The sequence below is a fragment of the Trinickia sp. Z7 genome (assembly GCF_056498045.1).
On sequence record NZ_JAUEQW010000003.1, the window covers coordinates 410,434 to 431,231 of the forward strand.

16 protein-coding genes are annotated in these 20,798 nt (G+C 64.8%); 7 read left to right on the top strand and 9 right to left on the bottom strand.

What is annotated here, in order from left to right:
• Window positions 1-178: 178 nt before the first annotated feature.
• Window positions 179-3,310, top strand: a complete 3,132-nt coding sequence (locus tag QQS38_RS08380) for a sensor domain-containing protein (RefSeq protein ID WP_479644900.1) — start codon at window positions 179-181, stop codon at window positions 3,308-3,310.
• Window positions 3,311-3,346: 36 nt separating this feature from the next.
• Here the strand turns inward: QQS38_RS08380 and QQS38_RS08385 are convergent, their stop codons facing one another.
• A complete protein-coding gene (locus QQS38_RS08385; protein WP_479644901.1) occupies window positions 3,347-3,745 on the bottom strand; it encodes an acyl-CoA thioesterase in 399 nt (132 codons plus the stop codon).
• Window positions 3,746-3,932: 187 nt separating this feature from the next.
• On the opposite strand from QQS38_RS08385, the gene QQS38_RS08390 reads away from it, so the two are divergent.
• Window positions 3,933-5,822 (top strand): ABCB family ABC transporter ATP-binding protein/permease, encoded by a 1,890-nt coding sequence (locus QQS38_RS08390; RefSeq protein ID WP_479644902.1) that lies wholly within the window; start codon window positions 3,933-3,935, stop codon window positions 5,820-5,822.
• Window positions 5,823-5,919: 97 nt separating this feature from the next.
• On the opposite strand, the gene murU is transcribed toward QQS38_RS08390, so the two are convergent.
• Complete coding sequence (gene murU / locus QQS38_RS08395) at window positions 5,920-6,651, bottom strand: N-acetylmuramate alpha-1-phosphate uridylyltransferase MurU (RefSeq protein ID WP_479644903.1); 732 nt, start codon at window positions 6,649-6,651, stop codon at window positions 5,920-5,922.
• Between the two features lie 14 nt (window positions 6,652-6,665).
• Window positions 6,666-7,709: an aminoglycoside phosphotransferase family protein gene (locus QQS38_RS08400; protein ID WP_479644904.1), complete on the bottom strand. Its 1,044-nt coding sequence runs from the start codon at window positions 7,707-7,709 to the stop codon at window positions 6,666-6,668.
• A 210-nt stretch (window positions 7,710-7,919) separates the two neighbouring features.
• On the opposite strand from QQS38_RS08400, the gene QQS38_RS08405 reads away from it, so the two are divergent.
• The 4 genes from QQS38_RS08405 to rsmA all read left to right on the top strand — a co-directional run bounded on the left by QQS38_RS08405 (window position 7,920) and on the right by rsmA (window position 13,639).
• The gene (locus tag QQS38_RS08405) at window positions 7,920-10,283 is read left to right on the top strand and encodes an LPS-assembly protein LptD (protein WP_479644905.1); all 2,364 of its coding nucleotides are present in this window, start codon (window positions 7,920-7,922) and stop codon (window positions 10,281-10,283) included.
• Window positions 10,284-10,368: 85 nt separating this feature from the next.
• A complete protein-coding gene (locus tag QQS38_RS08410) occupies window positions 10,369-11,736 on the top strand; it encodes a peptidylprolyl isomerase (protein ID WP_479644906.1) in 1,368 nt (455 codons plus the stop codon).
• 11 nt (window positions 11,737-11,747) lie between these two features.
• Complete coding sequence (pdxA, locus tag QQS38_RS08415; protein ID WP_479644907.1) at window positions 11,748-12,749, top strand: 4-hydroxythreonine-4-phosphate dehydrogenase PdxA; 1,002 nt, start codon at window positions 11,748-11,750, stop codon at window positions 12,747-12,749.
• Window positions 12,750-12,820: 71 nt separating this feature from the next.
• The gene (rsmA, locus tag QQS38_RS08420) at window positions 12,821-13,639 is read left to right on the top strand and encodes a 16S rRNA (adenine(1518)-N(6)/adenine(1519)-N(6))-dimethyltransferase RsmA (protein ID WP_479644908.1); all 819 of its coding nucleotides are present in this window, start codon (window positions 12,821-12,823) and stop codon (window positions 13,637-13,639) included.
• Between the two features lie 10 nt (window positions 13,640-13,649).
• Here rsmA and QQS38_RS08425 read toward each other — a convergent pair whose 3' ends face one another.
• Window positions 13,650-14,606, bottom strand: a complete 957-nt coding sequence (locus tag QQS38_RS08425; RefSeq protein ID WP_479644909.1) for a DMT family transporter — start codon at window positions 14,604-14,606, stop codon at window positions 13,650-13,652.
• A 223-nt stretch (window positions 14,607-14,829) separates the two neighbouring features.
• Here QQS38_RS08425 and gloA point away from each other — a divergent pair, with 223 nt between their 5' ends.
• Window positions 14,830-15,219: a lactoylglutathione lyase gene (gene gloA, locus QQS38_RS08430; RefSeq protein WP_479644910.1), complete on the top strand. Its 390-nt coding sequence runs from the start codon at window positions 14,830-14,832 to the stop codon at window positions 15,217-15,219.
• Between the two features lie 70 nt (window positions 15,220-15,289).
• Here gloA and QQS38_RS08435 read toward each other — a convergent pair whose 3' ends face one another.
• Genes QQS38_RS08435 through glyQ form a run of 5 tightly spaced genes read right to left on the bottom strand, consistent with a single transcriptional unit; the run spans window position 15,290 to window position 20,777 of the window.
• On the bottom strand, window positions 15,290-16,159 hold the full coding sequence (locus QQS38_RS08435) for a M48 family metallopeptidase (RefSeq protein ID WP_479644911.1): 870 nt from the start codon (window positions 16,157-16,159) through the stop codon (window positions 15,290-15,292).
• Between the two features lie 21 nt (window positions 16,160-16,180).
• Window positions 16,181-16,975 (bottom strand): lysophospholipid acyltransferase family protein, encoded by a 795-nt coding sequence (locus QQS38_RS08440; RefSeq protein ID WP_479644912.1) that lies wholly within the window; start codon window positions 16,973-16,975, stop codon window positions 16,181-16,183.
• 41 nt (window positions 16,976-17,016) lie between these two features.
• Window positions 17,017-17,574, bottom strand: coding sequence for a D-glycero-beta-D-manno-heptose 1,7-bisphosphate 7-phosphatase (gmhB, locus tag QQS38_RS08445; protein WP_479644913.1), 558 nt, complete (start codon window positions 17,572-17,574; stop codon window positions 17,017-17,019).
• A gap of 25 nt (window positions 17,575-17,599) precedes the next feature.
• Window positions 17,600-19,753 carry a glycine--tRNA ligase subunit beta gene (gene glyS / locus QQS38_RS08450; protein ID WP_479644914.1) on the bottom strand — a complete coding sequence of 718 codons (2,154 nt, stop codon included), beginning with the start codon at window positions 19,751-19,753 and terminating at the stop codon, window positions 17,600-17,602.
• A 16-nt stretch (window positions 19,754-19,769) separates the two neighbouring features.
• Complete coding sequence (gene glyQ / locus QQS38_RS08455) at window positions 19,770-20,777, bottom strand: glycine--tRNA ligase subunit alpha (protein ID WP_479644915.1); 1,008 nt, start codon at window positions 20,775-20,777, stop codon at window positions 19,770-19,772.
• Window positions 20,778-20,798 lie beyond the last annotated feature (21 nt).

Sequence of the window (20,798 nt, forward strand, 5' to 3'; positions counted from 1 at the left end):
GCTGAACCGTGCCGTTATCCATAAGTTGGCGCGCAAAGGCCGGCATCGGTCCCACATCGAAGGGCCGAGCAAGGTCGCAGTTTTGGAGGCTACCCAGCCGCGCCGCCCCTTCCTGAGCGCTTCCCGCCGGTATTTCGCACCAAGGCAAGGCGCTCGCTACGACCGGCGTTCGGAATCCATGAGTTCCTTTGTATCGAAACGGCTGCTGATCAACGTCGCGGTCGCCGCGGCTGCGATCGGCGCAAATGCGTTCGTGGCCTACGAGCAGATTCGCAGCGAGCGCGCCACCGACCTGCGCACGATGCACTCGATGAGCGTCAAGCACGAGCTCGACGACTATCGCGCAGCGCTCGGCGCCGGGCTGGCGGCGCTCGGCCGTTTCGCGCAATCCGGTGCGCCGATCGGCGATGCCCTCGAGCGAGCGCGAGAGGCGACGATCGAGCGCGACAAGGCGCGACTGCGCGCGGCGTTGGACGGCGACGCGGCCGTGCGCGGCGATTTGGAAACGTTATTCGCCCTCGCGGAGGGCGTCGAGCGCGAGACGCGGGCCGCACTCGCGCGGGCGGCGCAGGACAGGGCGGGCGCAAGTCAAAGCGGTGCGGGCACGGGCGACCCGCGCGCTTGGGCCGCGCCGGCCTACATGCGTGCCGGTGCGATGCTCGATCTCGTGGACGCCGCGCTCGCCAAGCTGCGCGGGCATCAAGATGCGGCGCTCGAGTCCTCGCTCGCCGCTTCCGCACATTCGACGCGACTTGCCACGCTGCTGCTCATCGTGACGATGGTGGCCGGCTGCGGCATGCTCATCTACACGTTCGGCGTCAGGGAAAGCGCCGCGCGCGCGAAGATTCGCGTCGCCCGCGCGATGCGCCGCAGCGACGAGCGCTTTCGCGAACTGTTCGATGCCCATCCCGTGCCGATGTGGGTGTACGACCGCGAAACGCTCGGCTTTCTCGCGGTCAATGCCGCCGCGGTCGAGCAGTACGGCTATAGCGAGAGCGAATTTCTCGGTATGACGATTCGCCAGTTGTCGGCACTCGACGAGCTCCCGCGGCTCGAATCGCATCTCGCGCGCGAGCAGGCGTCGCCGCGGCGCGGCCGGGTGGCGGCGGGCGTGTGGCGGCATCGGCGCAGCGACGGCACGCAATTGAGCGCCGACATCACGAATCATGCCTTGACGTTCATGGGCCGCCCCGCGACCTTCGTGTTGGCCGACGACGTCACCGAGCAGATCAAGGCCGAGGCCGAGGCTCAGCGCTCGAACCAGATGCTCGAAACGGTCATCGACAACATCCCTCAGCGCATCTTCTGGAAAGACCGCGATTCGCGCTACCTCGGCTGCAACATGGCGTTCGCGCGCGACGCCGGCCTGGCTTACACCGAGCAAGTGATCGGCAAGACCGACCACGACATGCCCTGGGCCGAGTTGGCCGATGCTTTGCGCGAGGCCGATGAGGAAGTCATCGCGACCGGCGTGCCGAAGATGAACCACGAGTTCGAGGTGCTCATCGACGGCGTGCATCGCGCGGGCATCACGAGCAAGCTTCCGCTGACCAATGGGGATGGCACGGTGATCGGCGTGCTCGGCTCCTATACGGACGTGACCGATCGCAAGCGCTCGGATCTGGCGCTGCGCCTGCAAAGCCGGGCGCTCGATGCGAGCGTCAACGCGATTCTGATCACGGCCGCCGCTGAAAACGGCCATGTCGTCGAATATGCCAATCCGGCGTTCCAGCGCATCACCGGCTACGATCCCGCCGAGGTGATCGGACAGGATTGCCGTTTTCTGCAGCGCGACGATCACGACCAGGAAGGACTCGTCGCCATTCGCGAAGGCCTGGCGGCGAACAAAGAAGTCAGCGCCGTGCTGCGCAACTATCGCAAAGACGGCGCGCTGTTCTGGAACCAGTTGTTCATCGCGCCGGTGCCCGACCCTGACGGAAAGACGACGCACCATATCGGCGTGATCAACGACGTCACCGACCTCATCCGCTATCAAGAGCAGCTCGAATACCAGGCGAACTACGATAGCCTCACGCGCTTGCCGAACCGCAACCTGCTTCGCGAGCGGCTCGATCACGCCATCGCTCGCGGCAAGCCGCTTGCGGTCGTCTTCATCGATCTGGACGGCTTCAAGAACGTCAACGACAGCTTAGGCCATAGCGTGGGCGACCGGCTGCTCGGCGTCGTTGCCGAGCGGCTCGCCCGCAGCGCGCGGCCGAGCGATACGGTCGCGCGCCACGGCGGCGACGAGTTCGTGATCGTGCTGACGGACGCCATCGACGAAAAGACGCTGATCGGATGGATGGAGCGCGTGCGTGCGACGCTCTCCGAGCCGGTTTGGCTCGACGGCACCGAGCTCTATGTCGGCTGCAGCATGGGCGCGAGCCTCTATCCTCAGGACGGGGAAGACGTCGAGACGCTATTGAAGAAATCCGATCTCGCGATGTACCGCGCAAAGGACATGGGGCGCAACACGTTCCAGTTCTACCAGCCGGAAATGAACACCAGTGTGGGCGCGCGGCTCAATCTCGAGCGGCGGCTGCGGCGCGCGCTGCGCGACGGCGAGTTTTTGCTGCATTATCAGCCGCAAGTCGACATCGAGACGGGGCAAATCGTTGGCATGGAAGCGCTCGTGCGCTGGCACGACCCCGAAGTGGGGCTCGTGCCGCCCTCGGCATTCATTCCCGTGGCCGAAGAGAGCGGCCTCATCGGGCCGCTGTCCGAATGGGTGCTGCGCGAGGCGTGCCGGCAGAACAAGGCTTGGCAGGACGACGGCTTGCCGCCTGCCCGGGTATCGGTGAATTTATCGGCGCGGCAATTTCAGCAGCGCGACATCGCCAAGCTCGTCATGGCGATTCTCGAAGAAACCGGCCTCGAGCCGCAGTATCTCGAACTCGAGCTGACCGAGAGCACGATCATGCGCAATGCGGAAGAAGCCGTGACGATGCTCAGCGAGTTGCACGCGTTGGGGATCGGCCTTGCCATCGACGACTTCGGCACGGGCTATTCGAGCTTGAGCTACTTGAAGCGCTTCCCCGTCGACCGCCTGAAGATCGATCGCTCGTTCGTGTCCGATATCGGCGCATCGAGCGACGATGAAACCATTACGTCGGCGATCATCGCGCTCGCGCATTCGCTGCAGTTGCAGGTGATCGCCGAAGGCGTCGAGACGGCTGCTCAGCTCGACTTCTTGAAAGAGCGCGCCTGCAATGAAATGCAAGGCTATTTCTTCGCGCGGCCGATGCCGCACGATGCGATCCCCGCGCTTTTGCAGCGCACGCGCGCCGAATGCCGCGCCGCCCTGGTCTAGCGCACGAACCCGCGGCCGTCGCGGGCCGCGGCGAGGTTACTTCAACTCGGGCAATTTGCGCGGGCGGCGCTGCGCGTCGGTCGCCACGTAAGTCAGCGTGGCTTCGGTGACCTTGACGAGTTCCTCGTCCAAGCTCATGCGCTGTGCGAACACTTCCACCGAGACGGTGATCGAGGTGGTGCCCGTCTTGACGATATCCGCATAGAAGCTGAGCAGATCGCCGACGAACACGGGCTGCTTGAAGACGAACGAATTGACTGCGACGGTCGCGACGCGGCCGTTGGCGCGGCGGCTAGCGGGAATGGAGCCCGCGATGTCGACTTGCGCCATGATCCAGCCGCCGAATACGTCGCCGTGGACATTGGCGTCGGAGGGCTGAGGCACGACGCGCAGGGCGCAGGTCTTTTGCGGAAGCAGTGGGGTCGAGATAGTCATTGGCGTACCGGTTCTGCAACAATGGGCCGAGCCTGCCACAATACGGTCGCGAGCCCGAGCAGCGAAATTGTACGGGCAAAACGCATAGAGAGCGCGGCGGCGGCATCATCGCCCTGCGTTGGCTGCCTCCGCCGCCGATCCGCCGATGCTCGTTTCGCCGCCTTGCGGCTTTGCTCCCGCCCAAATCATGCATCGCCATAGTGCTTCGTCCGAACCTTCGCCGCCGCCCGCCGCGGGCAGCCAACGCCGCGATTGGCAGACGATTCGTTCGCTGCTGCCGTATCTGGCGGCTTATAAGTGGCGCGTCATGTTCGCGCTTTCGTGCCTGATCGGTGCGAAGGTAGCGAACCTTGGCGTGCCGATCGTCTTGAAACGCATCGTCGATGGGCTCGCGTCGATGCGCCAATTGACCGCGCTCGGGCGCGCGCAGCACGAACCGGCGATCGTGCTCGCCGGCGGCATCGGCCTGCTCGTCGTGGCCTATGCGCTCGTGCGGCTCTCCACCTCGTTGTTCACCGAACTTCGCGAGATTCTTTTTTCGAAGGTGACCGAAAGCGCCGTGCGCCAATTGGCGCTCAAGGTCTTTCGCCATTTGCATTCGCTATCGCTGCGTTTCCATCTCGAGCGCCAGACGGGCGGCATGTCGCGCGATATCGAGCGTGGCACGCGCGGCATTTCGCAGTTGATTTCCTACTCGCTCTACAGCATCTTGCCCACGCTCGTGGAAGTTGGGCTCGTGCTTGGTTTTTTCATCGTCAAATACGAGGCGTACTACGCTATCGTCGCGTTCATCGCGCTAGCGGTCTATATCGTGTTCACGGTCAACGTCACGGAATGGCGCACGCATTTTCGCCGGACGATGAACGAGCTCGATTCGCGGGCCAACTCGCGCGCGATCGATTCGCTTCTGAACTACGAGACGGTCAAATACTTCGGCAACGAAGATTGGGAGGCGCGGCGCTACGACGAAAACCTGCAGCGCTACCGGGCTGCGGCGATCAAATCTCAGAACTCGCTGTCGCTGCTCAACTTCGGCCAGCAGACGATCATCGGCACGGCGCTCGTTTTCATCTTGTGGCGCGCGACGCAAGGCGTCATGGCCGGACGGCTCACGCTGGGCGATCTCGTGCTGATCAACACGTTCATGCTGCAGTTGTATATCCCGCTCAATTTCTTGGGCGTCGTCTATCGCGAACTGAAGCAAAGCCTGACGGACATGGACCGCATGTTCACGCTGCTCGGCGCGGCGCGCGAGGTGCCCGATGCGCCGGGCGCGCCGCCGCTCGCCGTGCGCGGCGGCGAAGTGCGGTTCGAACACGTGCGCTTCGGCTATGAAAGCACGCGCATCATTCTCGACGACGTGAGCTTCTCGATTCCGGCTGGGACCACGACGGCCGTCGTCGGCCCGAGCGGGTCGGGCAAGTCGACACTGGCGCGGCTCCTGTTTCGGTTCTACGATCTGGACCGGGCGGGAGGCGGAGCGATCACGATCGACGGCCAGGATGTGCGCGACGTGACGCAAGATTCGCTGCGCGCGTCGATCGGCATCGTGCCGCAAGACACCGTGCTGTTCAACGACACGATCTACTACAACATCGCTTACGGGCGCCCGACGGCTTCGCGCGACGAAGTCATCGCGGCGGCACGCGCGGCCCACATTCACGAGTTCATCGAAAGCTTGCCCAAGGGGTACGAAACCAGCGTGGGCGAGCGGGGGCTCAAGCTTTCGGGCGGAGAGAAGCAGCGCGTGGCCATCGCGCGCACGCTGCTCAAGAGCCCGCCGATTCTCATCTTCGACGAAGCCACTTCCGCGCTCGATTCGCGCTCCGAGCGCGCGATCCAGCACGAGCTCGATCAAATCGCGCGCGGGCGCACGACGCTCGTCATCGCGCACCGGCTCTCGACGATCGTGCATGCCGAGCAGATTCTCGTCATGGATCACGGGCGCATCGTCGAGCGCGGCACGCATGCGCAACTGCTCGAGGCCGGCGGCGCATTCGCGCAGATGTGGGCATTGCAGCAGCGCGCCGCGCATCGCGCACAGGCCGAGCCTGCGGCGCACGGTGAAGACGCCTGAGCGGTCGGACTTCGCGCAAGCGAGCGAGGCAGCTCATCGCTCGATCCTGGCCGCCGGTAACGATGCCTGCCGCTCAACGCGGCCCAACGCCGCGCCGCTAGCGCGACGCGGGCGCCGCATCGCGCAGGGCCGCGTCGAGCGCGCGCAATTGCTCGGGGGTCCCCACGTTTTCCCAGCGTCCTTCGTAAAGCTCGCCGCTCGCGCGGCCTGCCGCGATCGCGTCGCGATAGTAGGGCGTCAGCGCCCGGCGTTCGCCGCGCGCCAAACTGCGGAACATGCGCGTGTCGTAGAGGCCGATATTGCCGAAGGTGTAGCGCCGATCGCCCTCGAGCGAAAGCCGCCCGGCGGCATCGAGGGCAAAATCGCCGCGCGGGTGAAATGGCGGGTTCGGCACCATGACGAGATGCATGCCGGGGTGCTCGCGAGCTGCGAGGCGTGCAGCCGGTTCGCGCAAGCGCGCGTAATCGAACTCGCAAAAGACGTCTCCGCTCACGGCGAGAAACACCGCGGGCGCGCCGCCCGCCTCGAGCAGCGGCAATGCCTGTGCGATGCCGCCCGCGGTCTCGAGCGCCACGGCTTCCGCCGAATAGGCGAGCCGCACGCCGAAGCGCGAGCCGTCGCCGAGCGCAGCTTCGATCTGCTCGCCGAGCCATGCATGATTGATGACGATATCGGCGATGCCCGCTTGCGCCAGGCGCTCGATCTGCCAGACGATCAGCGGTTTGCCGCCGGCGCCGAGCAAGGGCTTGGGCTGCGTGTCGGTGAGGGGGCGCATCCGCTCGCCTCGGCCCGCAGCGAAAATCATGGCCGTCTTCAATGCGTGGGTCATCGATTGCGCCGCTTTCAAAACGTGTAGCCGACTTGCCGCGAACGATCGCCGGCATCATCGAGATCGTCGAGCAGGCGCGCGAACGGCACCAGCGGGCGATAGCGCTCGCATACCTTGCGCGCATACCCGACGAAGCGCGGCAAGTCGGTCAGATAGCGCGGCTTGCCGTCACGGTGATGCAATCGGGCAAACAGCCCCAACACTTTGATGTGCCGCTGCAGTCCCATCCATTCGATTTGCCGGTAGAACTCGCCGAAATCGGGATCGACGGGCAGGCCCGCCTTCTTCGCGTGTTCCCAGTAGTAGGCGAAGCAGTCGAGTTCGAACGCCTCGTCCCAACTGATGAATGCGTCGCGCAGTAGCGAGGCAAGGTCATAGGTGATCGGGCCGTAGACTGCGTCTTGAAAATCGAGCACGCCCGGGTTCGGTTCGCAAATCATCAAATTGCGCGGCATGAAATCGCGCAACATGAACACCTGCGGCTGCGCGCGCGCACTCGCGATGAGTAACGCATAGGTGCGATCGAGCACGCCGCGCATTTTGTCATCGACCTGGCGGCCGAGATGGCGCGTGATGTACCACTCGGGCATCAGCTCCATTTCGCGGCGCAGGAACGCTTCATCGAAAGGCGGCAGGACGCCCTCGCGCGAACTCGACTGCCAGCGGATCAACGCGCCGATCGCATCGCGCATCAGCGGCTTTGCGCGTGCGGTGTCATTGGAATCGAGCGCGGCGATATAGGTGCGCGTGCCGAGATCGGTGACGAGCATGAAGCCGTTCTCGAGATCGCATTCCAGCACGCGCGGCGCATGCACCCGCGCGTCGGACAACATCTGCGCCACTTGCGCGAACTCGCGGCATTTCTCGGGGGGCGGCGCATCGACGGCGATCAGCGACGCACCGTGCTCGCTTGCGCTCGCGAGCCGGAAATAGCGGCGGAAGCTGGCGTCGCTCGAGGCGGGCGCGAGGGTTTGGAGCGCGAGGCCGTAGCGGTGCGCGAAGGTGCCGAGCCAGGCGGCGAGGGCATCGCGCCGTATATCGGCGGAGGAATCGGTCATCGTGGGTACGGGCTGTAAAACGTCTTGCCATATAATACCCGACGACTTTTTGTGTTGCGCCCCAGTCTCCGTGTCGGCTTTCGCACGGTCCCGTTCGATTGCTCGTCGCTTGCGCGAAGCGCGCACCGCGGCACGCCGCCTTTCGCGGCCGATGCGGGCGACGTGCGATGGGTGCCGCGCCAGCCTCCGAGCCGATTCGCCAAACGATAGATGCCGCCAAGACCGCTCCTTTCCAAGAATTTTCCCGGCGACGCGTTGCCACGCATGAGGCGGCTCGTTGCGGCGCTCATCGCCGTTCCCGGTTTGATGCCCGCCGTATCGCACGCGCAGTTGACGGGCGCGGCGGCCGAGCCGCAGCCGACGGACGCCCCCTGGGGCTTGCGGTTGGCGCCGCAATTGGCCGAGCATCCGTTGCAGCAGGGCAGCGCTCCCGCGACCTTCGTGCTGGGCGACCAGACGAACGGCACGTCGGACCGGGACGTCGCGGCCAAGGGCGCAGCCGAACTGCGGCGCGGCGTGGCCGTGGTCAAGGCGGACGCGTTTCACTACGATCAGGACACCGATATGGCCGACGCCTACGGCCAGGTGCGCGTGATCAACAATGGGGTGCTCTTCGCCGGGCCCGAAGCGCATTTGAAGGTGGGCGCGAGCGAGGGCTACATGCCTTCGCCGAAATACCATTTCAACCTGAACGGCGGCTCGGGCAGCGCGGCCCGCGTCGACATGCTCGACAGCGAGCGCTCCGAATTCACGAGCGCGACGTACACCGCGTGCCAGTGCGCGGATCCGTCGTGGTATATCCGCGGCAGCCGCTTCGATTTCGATACGGGCGCCGAGGAAGGCGTGGCGCACAACGGCGTCCTATTCTTTCAAGGCGTGCCGATTTTCGCGAGCCCGTGGCTCTCGTTCCCGCTGACGGGCGCTCGTCGCAGCGGCTTGTTGCCGCCGCAGTTCTCGATGGGCTCGAACAACGGTTTCGAGTTGTCGCTGCCGTACTATTTCAATATCGCGCCGAACCGCGATTTGACGTTGACGCCGCGCCTCATCTCCAAGCGCGGCGTGCAGACTCAAGCGGTATTCCGCTACTTGTCGCCGAACTATTCGGGCACGTTCACGGGCGAATTCCTGCCGAACGATGCGCTCAAGCACGAGAACCGCTACGCGGTCTACTGGCACCACAACCAGAACCTCGGTCACGGGTTCGGCGCCTATGTGTCGTATAACAAGGTATCCGACGATACCTATTCGCAGGACCTTTCATCGGTCGGCAATCAGTTTCTCGTCGGCACGCAGGTGTTGTTTCAACAGGAAGCGGGGCTGACGTACAGCAACGGCCCTTGGTCCGTGCTCGCCCGCGAGCAGCATTGGCAAACGTTGCCCGGCTCGACGCCGCCGTACGGCCGCGAGCCGCAATTGAACGTGAAGTACACCAAGTACAACGTCGGCGGCTTCGACTTCGGCGCCGAGGCCGACTACACACGTTTCAGAATCACCACGGCCGATTCTACCGAGGGCGACCGGGTGGTCTTCAACCCGTACGTCTCGTACGGGATCGTCGGCCCCGGCTATTTCGTCGTGCCGAAGGCGCAACTGCATTTTGCTTCCTACGACCTCAGCAATATCTCGAGCGGGGCGCCGGCCGGCCAGCCGAAAGCGTTCACCGAGTCGATTCCGACGTTCAGCTTCGATACGGGGCTCGTATTCGATCGTTCCGTGCGCCTGTTCGGCCAGGATTACATCCAGACGCTCGAACCCCGCCTGTACTACGTCTATACGCCGTACCGCAATCAGGCGTTCGCCCCGCTGTTCGATACGGCCGAGTCCGACTTCGGGCTTGCCGAAATCTTCACGCCGAACACGTTCGTCGGCAACGATCGCATCGCCGACGCAAACCGCCTCACGGCGGGTTTGACGACGCGTTTCATCGACGCGGCGACGGGCGACGAGCGCGCCCGCTTCGTGCTCGCGCAAGAGTATTACTTCACGGATCAGCGCGTGGCATTGTCCACGGGGACGCCGCCGCCGGCCACGGGGCATTCGGATCTGATCTTCGGCGCCTCGCTCAAGCTCGGGGCCGGTTTCGCTTCGGAAACGGCGTTCCAATATAATGCGGACGACAACCAACTCGTGCGCTCGAGCATCGGTTTCGGCTTTAGCCCCGACGACCGCAAGGTGGTCAATGTGGCCTACCGCTACACGCGAGCGAATCCGACGTTGAGCAATCAGGCGATCAACCAGGTGCTGTTGTCGGCGGAGTGGCCGCTCACGCGCCGGCTCTATGCCGTCGGGCGGGTCAATTACGATCTGCAAGGGCATCGCCTCGTCGACGGCCTAGTCGGCTTCCAGTACGATGCCGATTGCTGGGTCCTCGGCGTCGGCGCGCAGCGGTATGCGAACGGCTTGAATTCTTCCGGGCAGCATACGTCGGCGACACACGTGCTCGCGCAACTGACGCTCAAGGGCTTCACGAACGTCGACAACGGGCTCGTGGCCGCGTTCCGCGCCGGCGTGGCGGGCTATCAGGAGCCGCCGCCGCCACCGCCGCCGCTGGCTCGTTTCACCAATTACGAGTAAGCGCCGAGCGAATTCGTGCGGGATTCAAGTAGGCACGCGCAAAAAAGGGCACGTGGCACACGTACCCGAGACATTTGGAGCATCTGTGGCAATCGTGAATAAAGTTCGCTTGGCAACGCTGGCAGCCTCCGTGGCCACCGCCATTTTCTTGCCGGCCGCGCCGGCTGCGGCGCAAGCCCTGAAGGCGCAAGCCGGCCAAACGGTCGACTCGGTCGCCGCCGTCGTCAACGGCGACGTCATCACCGTGCGCGAGCTGGATCAGCGCGTGGGGCTCATCGGGCGGCGGCTCGAGCAACAGCACGCGCCGGTGCCGCCGCAAGACCAGTTGCGCGCGCAGGTGCTCAATCAAATGGTGCTCGAACGCGTCCAACTGGAAAAAGCGAAAGAAGACGGCATCGTCGTCGATGACGCGGCCGTGCAAAAAACGCTGCAGCGTCTGGCCTCCGCCAATCACTTGTCGCTCGAGGTCTATCGGTCGCGAATCGAGGCCGAAGGCGTGCCTTGGTCGGTCTTCACGCGCGACGCGCGCAACGAACTCACGTTGTCGAAGCTGCGCGAGAAAGAGGTCGACTCTAAGGTGACGGTGTCCGACGCCGAAGTCGCCAACTACATTGCCAGCCAGCGCGGGCCGGGTGCGCGGGCGCAGCAGGACTTGCGCATCGAGCATATTCTCGTGAAGGCGCCCGCCGGCGCGGCGCAAACGGACATCGACGCCGCGCAGAAGAAGGCCCAGGCGATTCTTCAGCAAGCGAAGGGCGGCGCGAAGTTCGAATCGCTGGCGAAGGACGACTCTCAGGCCGCCGATGCGGCCAAAGGCGGCGACCTCGGTTTCAAGTCGCCGGGAAATCTGCCTGCGCCGTTCGTTGCCGCCGCGTCCCAGTTGCGTCCGGGCGAGATCGCTCCGGATCTGATTCGCACCGACGAAGGTTTCGAGATCATGCGGCTCGTCGACCGGCGCACGGGTATCGGCGGTTCGGCGGCCGATGCGCCCAAGCTCGTGCAAACGCACGTGCGCCATATCCTGGTGCGCGTCGGCGATGGCCAGCCCGAAGGGGCGGCACGGCAAAAGCTGCTCGAAATTCGCCAGCAGATCGAGGCGGGCGGGGATTTCGCCAAGTTCGCGAGCACGTATTCTCAAGACGGCTCTGCGTCGCAGGGTGGCGATCTCGGCTGGGTCAGCCCCGGCGAAACGGTGCCGGAATTCGAGCGCGCCATGAACAATCTGAAGGACGGGGAGGTTAGCGAGCCCGTTCGCAGCGAGTACGGCTACCACCTGATCCAAGTGCTGGGCCGGCGCGACGCGGAAGGCTCGGTGCAGCAGCAGCTGGATTTGGCGCGTCAGGCGATCGGTCAGCGCAAGGCCGAGCAAGCGTACTCCGATTGGCTGCGGCAGTTGCGCGATTCGGCCTACGTTCAGTACAAGATCGGCGGCCCGCTCGGGCAGCAGCATTGAGCCGGTAGACGATGACGAGCGCCGTCGGCACAGCCCCCTTGACCATCGCGATCACGACCGGCGAGCCCGCCGGCGTGGGACCGGAATTGACGGCGGCAGCGCTGGCCGGTGCGGCGGCGCATTGGCCGGGGGTGCGGTTTGCGGTGCTGGGAGACGCGGCGCTGCTCGAGGCGCGCTCTAGGGCCGTCGGCGTCGATTGGCCCGCGTTGCTGGCCGCGGGGCAAGTGAACGTGGTCCCTCGGGCGTTGGCGGTGCCTGCCCAGGCGGGGCGTCTCGATGCGAGCAACGGCCGCTATGTGCTGGGCTTGCTCGACGACGCAATCGACGGCGCACTCAGCGGCGCTTTCGACGCGATCGTCACGGCCCCGCTGCAAAAGAGCACCATCAACGATGCCGGCGTGCCGTTCACGGGGCACACCGAATATCTTGCCGAGCGCACCGCTACGCCGCGCGTCGTCATGATGCTGGCCGGCACGGGCGATCGTCCGCTGCGCGTGGCGCTGGCCACGACGCACTTGCCGCTCAAGGATGTCGCGGGTGCGCTCACGATCGACGGTCTCGTCGAAACGATCGCCATCATCGATCGCGATCTACGCCGTTATTTCGGTTTGCCCGTGCCGCGTATTCTCGTCACCGGGCTCAATCCCCACGCGGGCGAGAACGGCTACCTGGGGCGCGAAGAGATCGACGTCATTGGTCCCGCGCTCGCCTTGGCCGCCGGGCGCGGCATCGACGCGCGCGGCCCTTATCCGGCCGATACGCTGTTTCAGCCGCGCTACCTCGATCAGGCCGATTGCGTGCTTGCGATGTTCCACGATCAAGGGTTGCCTGTGCTCAAATATGCGACCTTCGGGGAAGGCGTCAACATTACGTTGGGCCTTCCGATCGTTCGCACGTCGGTCGACCACGGCACTGCGCTCGATCTCGCGGGTACCGGGCGCGCCGATGCGGGCAGCATGATCGCGGCCATCGACACGGCCGTTACGATGGCGCGCAACCGGCGCGGCGGCTAACGCGCGGCTGCCTGCGGCGAAGTGATTCGCCGCAGCGTTTCTCGACTTATTTCGGGTTTCTCACGATTTCGATGTCCACCAGCAGACAGCATCAAGGCCATTTCGCGCGCAAGCGGTTCGGGCAGAACTTCCTCGTCGATCTCGGCATCATCGATTCGATCGTCTCGCTCATTGCGCCCGAGCGCGGCCAGCGCATGGTCGAAATCGGGCCGGGCCTCGGCGCGCTGACCGAGCCGCTGGTCGAACGCCTCGCCACGCCTCAGATGCCCTTGCATGCCGTGGAGCTCGATCGCGATCTCATTGCGCGCTTGCAGGAGAAGTTCGGCGAGCGGCTCGCTCTGCATGCGGGCGATGCGCTCGCGTTCGATTTTTCGACGCTCGTGGAGACACGCGAGAAGCCGACGTTGCGCGTCGTCGGCAATTTGCCGTACAACATCTCGAGCCCGTTGCTGTTTCATTTGATGTCGTTTGCGCCGATCGTGATCGATCAGCACTTCATGTTGCAGAACGAAGTGGTCGAGCGGATGGTGGCGGAGCCTGGCACGAAGGCGTTCGGGCGGCTTTCGGTGATGCTGCAATATCGGTACGTGATCGACAAACTGCTCGATGTGCCGCCGGAATCGTTCCAGCCGCCGCCGAAGGTCGATTCGGCGATCGTGCGGATGATTCCTTATGCGCCGCACGAACTGGCGAGCGTCGATATGCGGCTATTCGGCGAACTCGTGACGGCGGCGTTTTCCCAGCGGCGCAAGATGCTGCGCAATACGCTAGCGGCGTATCGAGACAAGGTGGACTTCGAAGGGCTCGGCTTCGACCTGGCGCGCCGTGCGGAAGATGTGCCCGTCGACGAGTACGTGCGTGTGGCGCAAGCGCTGGCGGTGGGGCGGTAGTGGTCGTGCGCTAGTTCGACGGTGACCGGCGCGCCGGCGCATTCACTTGCACGATGCCCGCCAGCACGAGCAACGAAGCCAACACGAAGCGCGTGCTGAACGATTCGCCGAGCAGCACGACGCCGAAGCCGACGCCGAACAGCGGTGTCAGAAACGAGAACACCGACAAGCGCGACGCCATATACCGCGTCAGTAACCAGAACCACGTCAAATAGCTGACGAAGGCTACCGCGACGGCTTGATACGCCAGGCTCGCCACAGCCAGCGGCGTGACGTGGACCCGGTGTTCTTCCCCCAGCGCAAACGCGATCGCAAGCAACACGACAGCCGAGACGGCAAGCTGGTAGAACAACGTTTTGCTCGCGCTCGTATGCGAGAGCGAGGTCGCACGCACGACTACCGTGGTTGCGGCCCACATGACGCCGCCGAGCACGCCGAGCGCATCGCCCATGACGCCTGCAAGCGCGGACGCCCCGGTGGCCGGCGCACGCGCGAAGCCGTCGGCGAATGCGAGCGCAATGCCAACGAACGCGATAGTCACGCCGCACCATTGCATGCGGCGCATCTTCTCGCCAGGTACGAACGCATGCAGGCCGAGCGCCGTGAAGCACGGGGCCGTGTACAGAAAGACGGCCATGCGCGAGGCGCTCGTGAGTGTGAGCCCTGCGAAGATGCAGATGAATTCGCCCGCGAACAGGAGCCCCGCCAGCAGCCCCGGCGCAAGCGTGCCGTCTTGCCGAAACAGCGGCGTGCCGCGCAAGCGTGCCCAGCCTAGGACCAGCAGGGCGGCGATCGTCGAGCGCAAGCCTGCCTGGAACATCGGACCGAGCGCGCCGTTGGTTGTTTTGATGGCAACCTGCTGCAGACCCCAAATGGCGCACAGAAGGATCATCAGTGCGATGGCGGACGCATCCGGCGCTCGGCGAGCGGGAATCGTCGTACCGATTGCTGCAGTGGTGGTGTTCATGTGAAGTCGTATCGACCTAGGGAGCGATGTGCGGCGCGGTCGGTTCGGTGCAATGGCGGCCCGTGCCGGCCTCGCGTGGACGAGCCCACGTACCATACCAAAACGGCGCGGCGAACGCTTTATCGCGCCACAGTGACCCCATTGCCGTGAGGGCGAGCACGCCGGGCAGTTTCTTGCTAGATTTCGCTTCTTCGCCTCATCTGTCGTGAAACCGGAGACTACGATGCGCTTGCTGCACACGATGCTACGAGTCGGCGATCTCGATCGCTCGCTCAAGTTCTACACCGAATTGCTCGGCATGAAGCTGCTGCGCCGCCAAGATTACCCCGAGGGCCGCTTTACGCTCGCTTTTGTCGGTTACACCGAAGAAAGCGAGGGCGCGGTTATCGAGCTGACGCACAACTGGGACACCAAAACCTACGATCTCGGCACGGGCTATGGCCATATTGCGCTGGAAGTCGACGACGCCTATGCGGCGTGCGACAAAATCAAGGCGCAGGGTGGGACCGTCGTACGCGAGGCTGGCCCGATGAAGCACGGTACGACCGTGATTGCGTTCGTCACGGACCCGGACGGCTACAAAATCGAGTTCGTTCAGCGCAAAGCCCACTGACTCGGCGGCCGCACCGCGCCCGCTTTCCGCGCGCAAGCCAGCCATCCAGCGGCGCAGCCCGCGCTCGTCGTCACAGCGCCGGTAGCAATTCCGGCGGGTGGTGTTTGAGCGTATGCCGGGCTTCCCGAAACTCGGGGAAGATCGATTCGACCGTTTGCCAAAAGCGCGGGCTGTGATTCATTTCGCGCAGATGGGCGAGTTCGTGTGCGACCACATAGTCGATGATCGACAGCGGAAAGTGAATGAGCCGCCAATTCAATCGAATGCGCCCGTCGCTCGAACAACTGCCCCAGCGCGTCGCGGCCGAGGACAGCGCGTAGCCCTTGTACGCGACGCCGAGCTTAGGCGCGTAGAACGCCAGCCGTTCGCCGAACAGACGCTTCGCCTCCATTTGCAGCCAGCCCTGCACGCGGTCTTTGATCTGCTGCGCATCGGCGTGCGCGGGTAGCGCAAGCGCCAGCGCGGCGGCCGGCTCATCGTACGAGAGCGCCGCATGCGTCGAAGCGAGTGCGATTCGCACGGGCCTGCCCAGAAAGGGAATGACCGCGCCGTCGCGCCACTCGATGCGCGGCAGCGCGCGTTGCTCCGTGCGCGTCTGCCATTCGGCCAGCTTCGCAAAAATCCAGCGCTCCTTGCCGACGATCGCCGTTTCGATGTCCGCGAGCGTCACCCATCGCGGCGCCGTGATCGTCAGGCCGTTGCCGTCGATCGAAAACCCGATGGTGCGTCGCGACGACCGCTTGAGCCCATATTCGAGCGTGCGCCCGTTCACCGTCAAACGCCGCGGCTTGGCGCCATTGGGCGCAGGATCGGTGCGCGGCGGCGAGCCGCTCGCGGGCGGGATAGCGACGCGTTCGTCGGCAGGCTCGGAGAACAGCGGCAGGTCGAGCTGCCGGCTGTCGAGCGCCGTCGCGGGGGGAGGCTTGGCGGACCTGGGCATCGTGCGCTATCGATTCGACCGTCAGCTGCGCGCGGCGTCAGCGCGCTTACCGACGCGCAGGCCCGCTCCGCCCATGTCGGTGTCGCGATAAGCGTCGGGATCGATGCGGCGCATCTCGGTTTCGATCCATGCTTCGACGCGCGAATTGAGCTCGTCGGGCGTAAGCCCTGCCGATTCGATCGGCTTGCCGATCGATACCGTGACCGTGCCCGCGTATTTGATGAACGAGTTGCGCGGCCAGACGTGGCCGGCATTGTGCGCGATCGGCACGACAGGCGCTCCCGCGTCGATCGCGAAGCGCGCGCCGCCTGTCTTGTATTTGCCTTGCGAGCCCACTTGCGTGCGCGTGCCCTCGGGGAACATGATCACCCAGGCGCCTTCGCTCATGCGCTTGCGCCCCTGCTTGACGACCGAGGCGAACGCATACTTGCCTTCCTTGCGGTCGATGTGAACCATCTTCAGCATACCGAGCGCCCAGCCGAAGAAGGGGACGTAAAGCAGTTCGCGCTTGAACACATAGCAAAGCGGGCGCGGCATGATCGCGGGAAACGCAACCGTCTCCCAGGCCGACTGATGCTTCGAAAGCAGCACGGCCGGCCCGTCGGGCAGATGCTCCATGCCCTCGATTCGATAGCGGATGCCGTTCAGGCGCCGCGCGACGAGCAGTGTGCTGCGGCACCAGCCGACGGCCATCCAATAGCGCCGGTCCGCATTGAGGAACGGGAAAGCGATGAAGCAGGCGATCGCGTACGGCACCGTGTACACGATAAAAAATAGAAACAGCAGCAGTGAGCGGAGGAAGCGGACAAATGGCATTGGGGTCTTCGATAAATTGGCGCCGAGCGCCCTTGCGCGCCTCAGTCGGCGTGCCCCGCTAGGAACGTCAGCGCGAACGCCTTCAGATCGTCGTGCACTTGCGTGCCATCGGGCAAACCGCCTGCCGCGAGCGCTTTTTTGCCCTTGCCGGTCAGCACGAGGTGGGTGGGGCAACCGAGCGCCGCGCCCGCTTGCAAGTCGCGCAATGCATCGCCGACCACCGGTGTCGTAGCTGGATCGATCTCGAAGCGATCGAGGATCATCTGCAACAGACCGGGCTTGGGCTTGCGGCACTCGCATTGATCTTCAGCCGTGTGCGGGCAGAAGAAGACGGCGTCGATGCGCCCGCCGACGGCAGCCGCCGCGCGATGCATCTTCTCATGCATGGCGTTCAACGTGGCCATGTCGAACAAGCCGCGGCCGATGCCCGACTGATTCGATGCGACCGCGACGCGGTAGCCGGCCTGGTTCAACCGTGCGATCGCCTCGAGGCTGCCCGGAATCGCCACCCACTCGTCGGGCGATTTGATGAACGCGTCGGAATCGACGTTGATGACGCCGTCGCGATCGAGGATGACAAGCTTCTTGCCCGAACTCATAAGGTGTCTCTTTCTCTCTTGCCCGTTACGCCGCGAGCTTGGAGATGTCGGCAACGCAGTTCATCTGCGCATGCAGTTCGGCCAGCAGCGCGAGCCGGTTTTTGCGCAATGCCGCGTCCTCGGCGTTGACCATCACGTCGTTGAAGAAGGTGTCGACGGGATCGCGCAGCGCCGCGAGCGCCGATAGCGCCCGCGTGTAGTCGTGCCGTTCGAGTTGCGCTTGAACGGCGGGTGCGACCCGCTTCAACTGTTCGTTCAGAGCGAGCTCCGCCGGTTCGACCAGCAAGGCCGGTTGCACCGCGAGCGCAGCCGAAGCGTGCGCAGCCGCTGCACCGGCGCCGGCTGTCGCAAGGCCGATTTCGGTTTCCGATTTCTTCAGGATGTTCGTGATTCGCTTGTTCGCCGCGGCCAGTGCGCCGGCTTCGGGCAGCGCGGAAAATTCGCGAACGGCATCGAGGCGCGCGACGATATCGTCGAGCCTCGTGGGCTGAAGGCTCAGCACGGCTTCGATCTCGCTTGCGGCGTAGCCGCGCTCGCGCAGCAGGCCGCGTAGGCGATCCATGAAGAACGCGTAGAGCGCATCGGTGCAATCGGCCACTTGGGGCGTGGTGCGAAAGCACGCGGCCGCCTCGCGCAGCAATGCGACGAGATCGATCGGCAAGGCTTTCTCGATCAAGATGCGCAGCACGCCGAGCGCGTGGCGGCGCAGCGCGAACGGGTCCTTTTCGCCAGTGGGCACGAGGCCGATGCCCCAAATGCCCGTCAGTGTTTCCAGCTTGTCGGCGAGCGCGACCGCCGTGCCGACGCCCGTCGCGGGCAACGTGTCGCCCGAGAAGCGCGGCTGATAGTGCTCGGTGCAAGCAAGGGCCACTTCCTCCGCTTCGCCGTCGTGGCGCGCGTAGTAGGCGCCCATCGTCCCTTGCAGCTCGGGGAACTCGCCAACCATGTCCGTCAACAAGTCGGCCTTCGCAAGCCGTGCGGCGCGTGCGGCAAGTGCGGGATCGGCGCCAAGATGCGGGGCGATCAGGCGCGCGAGCGCTTCGAGCCGCTCCACGCGTTCGAGCTGCGAGCCGAGCTTGTTGTGATAAACGACATTCGCGAGCAGCGGCACGCGCTCGGCGAGCGGCTTCTTCTTGTCTTGTTCGAAGAAGAACTTGGCGTCGGCCAGGCGCGGGCGCACCACGCGCTCGTTGCCTTCGACGATTTCGCTCGGCGTCTCGGTGGCGATGTTCGAGACGATCAGGAAGCGCGAGCGCAGCTTGCCGGTTTCATCGGTCAGCGCGAAGTACTTTTGGTTCGTCTGCATCGTCAGGATCAGGCACTCCTGCGGCACGGCGAGGAACTGATCGTCGAAGCGGCATTCGTAGACGACGGGCCATTCGACGAGTGCGGTCACTTCGTCGAGCAGCGCCTCGGGCATCACGACGCGATCGCCATGCGCGTGGGCTTCCAATTGCTGGGCGATGCTCTCGCGCCGCTGCGCGAAGCTCACGATCACGTGACCCTTGGCGCGCAGCGTGTGCGCGTAGTCGTCGGCGTGCATGATGGCCACGAGGCCGTCCGAGAGAAAGCGGTGGCCAAGCGTCGTATCGCCGGCGTCGATGCCGAATGCCGTCACGGGCACGACCGCTTCGCCGTGCAAGACGGTGAGCCGCTGCACCGGGCGCACGAACTGCACGCTCGCGCCGTCGGGGCGCTGGTACGTCATCACCTTCGGAATCGGCAGCTTGCCCAGCGCGAGCACTTCGTCGAGCGCGGCTTGCAGACCCTCGGCGAGCGTTGCGCCCGGCGCCGCATAGCGCAAGAAGAAGGCTTCGGCTTTGCCGTCGGACGCGCGTTCCAGATCGCTGAGCGGTACGTCGGGAAAACCGAGCGCCGCGAGCTTCTTCGCAAGCGGCGCGGTAGGCTGGCCGTTCGCGTCGAGCGCGACCGAGACGGGCAGCACCTTCTCGCGCACCTGCTTTTCAGGGGCGAGCGCGCGCACGTTCTTGATCGCGACGGCGAGGCGGCGCGGCGTGGCGAAGCGTTCGAACGACGGCTCGCCGTCGATGAGGTCGCGCGCCGCGAGGCGTTCGACGAGAGTGTGCGCAAACGCATCGGACAGCCGCGACAGCGCTTTGGGCGGCAGTTCCTCGGTCAATAGTTCGACGAGCAGTGTGGCTTGGTGGGTTTGATTCATATTCGTTGAAGTCACGTCATTCCTTGTCGATCGCGCGCTCGACCTTCAACGGCGGCGCCCACGCCGGCATGGCGGCGTCCTGTTCGTCGGTGGTCAAGCCGGGTACGCCGTGCACGGGATTGCCGAGCATCGGGAAGCCGAGCTTCTCGCGCGAGTCGTAGTAAGCCTGCGCGACGAGCCGCGACAGCGCGCGGATGCGACCGATGTAAGCCGCGCGTTCCGTGACGGAGATCGCGCCGCGCGCATCGAGCAGATTGAACGTATGGGCCGCCTTGAGCACGAGCTCGTAGCCGGGCAGCGCGAGCTGCGTTTCGATCATCCGCTTCGCTTCGGCTTCGTAGCTGCCGAACAACGTGAACAGCAGATCGACGTTGGCATGCTCGAAGTTGTAGGTGGACTGCTCGACTTCGTTCTGGTGATAGACGTCGCCATAGGTGAGGCGTCGCAGTTCGGGACCGTTGGGGCCTGCTTCTTCCCATTCCGTCCAGACGAGGTCGTAGACGTTTTCGACCTTCTGCAGGTACATCGCGAGCCGCTCGAGCCCGTACGTGATTTCGCCGAGCACGGGTTTGCAATCGAGCCCGCCCACTTGCTGGAAGTAGGTGAACTGGGTGACCTCCATGCCGTTGAGCCAGACTTCCCAGCCAAGGCCCCAGGCGCCGAGCGTGGGGTTTTCCCAATCGTCTTCGACGAAGCGCACGTCGTTTTGCTTCAGGTCGAAGCCGAGCGCTTCGAGCGAGCCGAGGTACAGATCGAGAATGTTTTCGGGCGCGGGCTTGAGCACCACTTGGTATTGATAGTAGTGCTGCAGACGGTTCGGGTTGTCGCCGTAGCGGCCGTCTTTCGGGCGCCGCGAAGGCTGCACGTAGGCCGCGCGCCACGGCTCGGGACCCACGGCGCGCAAGAACGTGTGGACGTGCGAGGTGCCCGCGCCGACTTCCATGTCGATCGGCTGCAGTAGCGCGCAACCCTGTTTGTCCCAATAGGATTGCAGCGTCAGGATGATTTGCTGAAACGTGAGCATGTCTTGCCTTTCGAGGCAGGC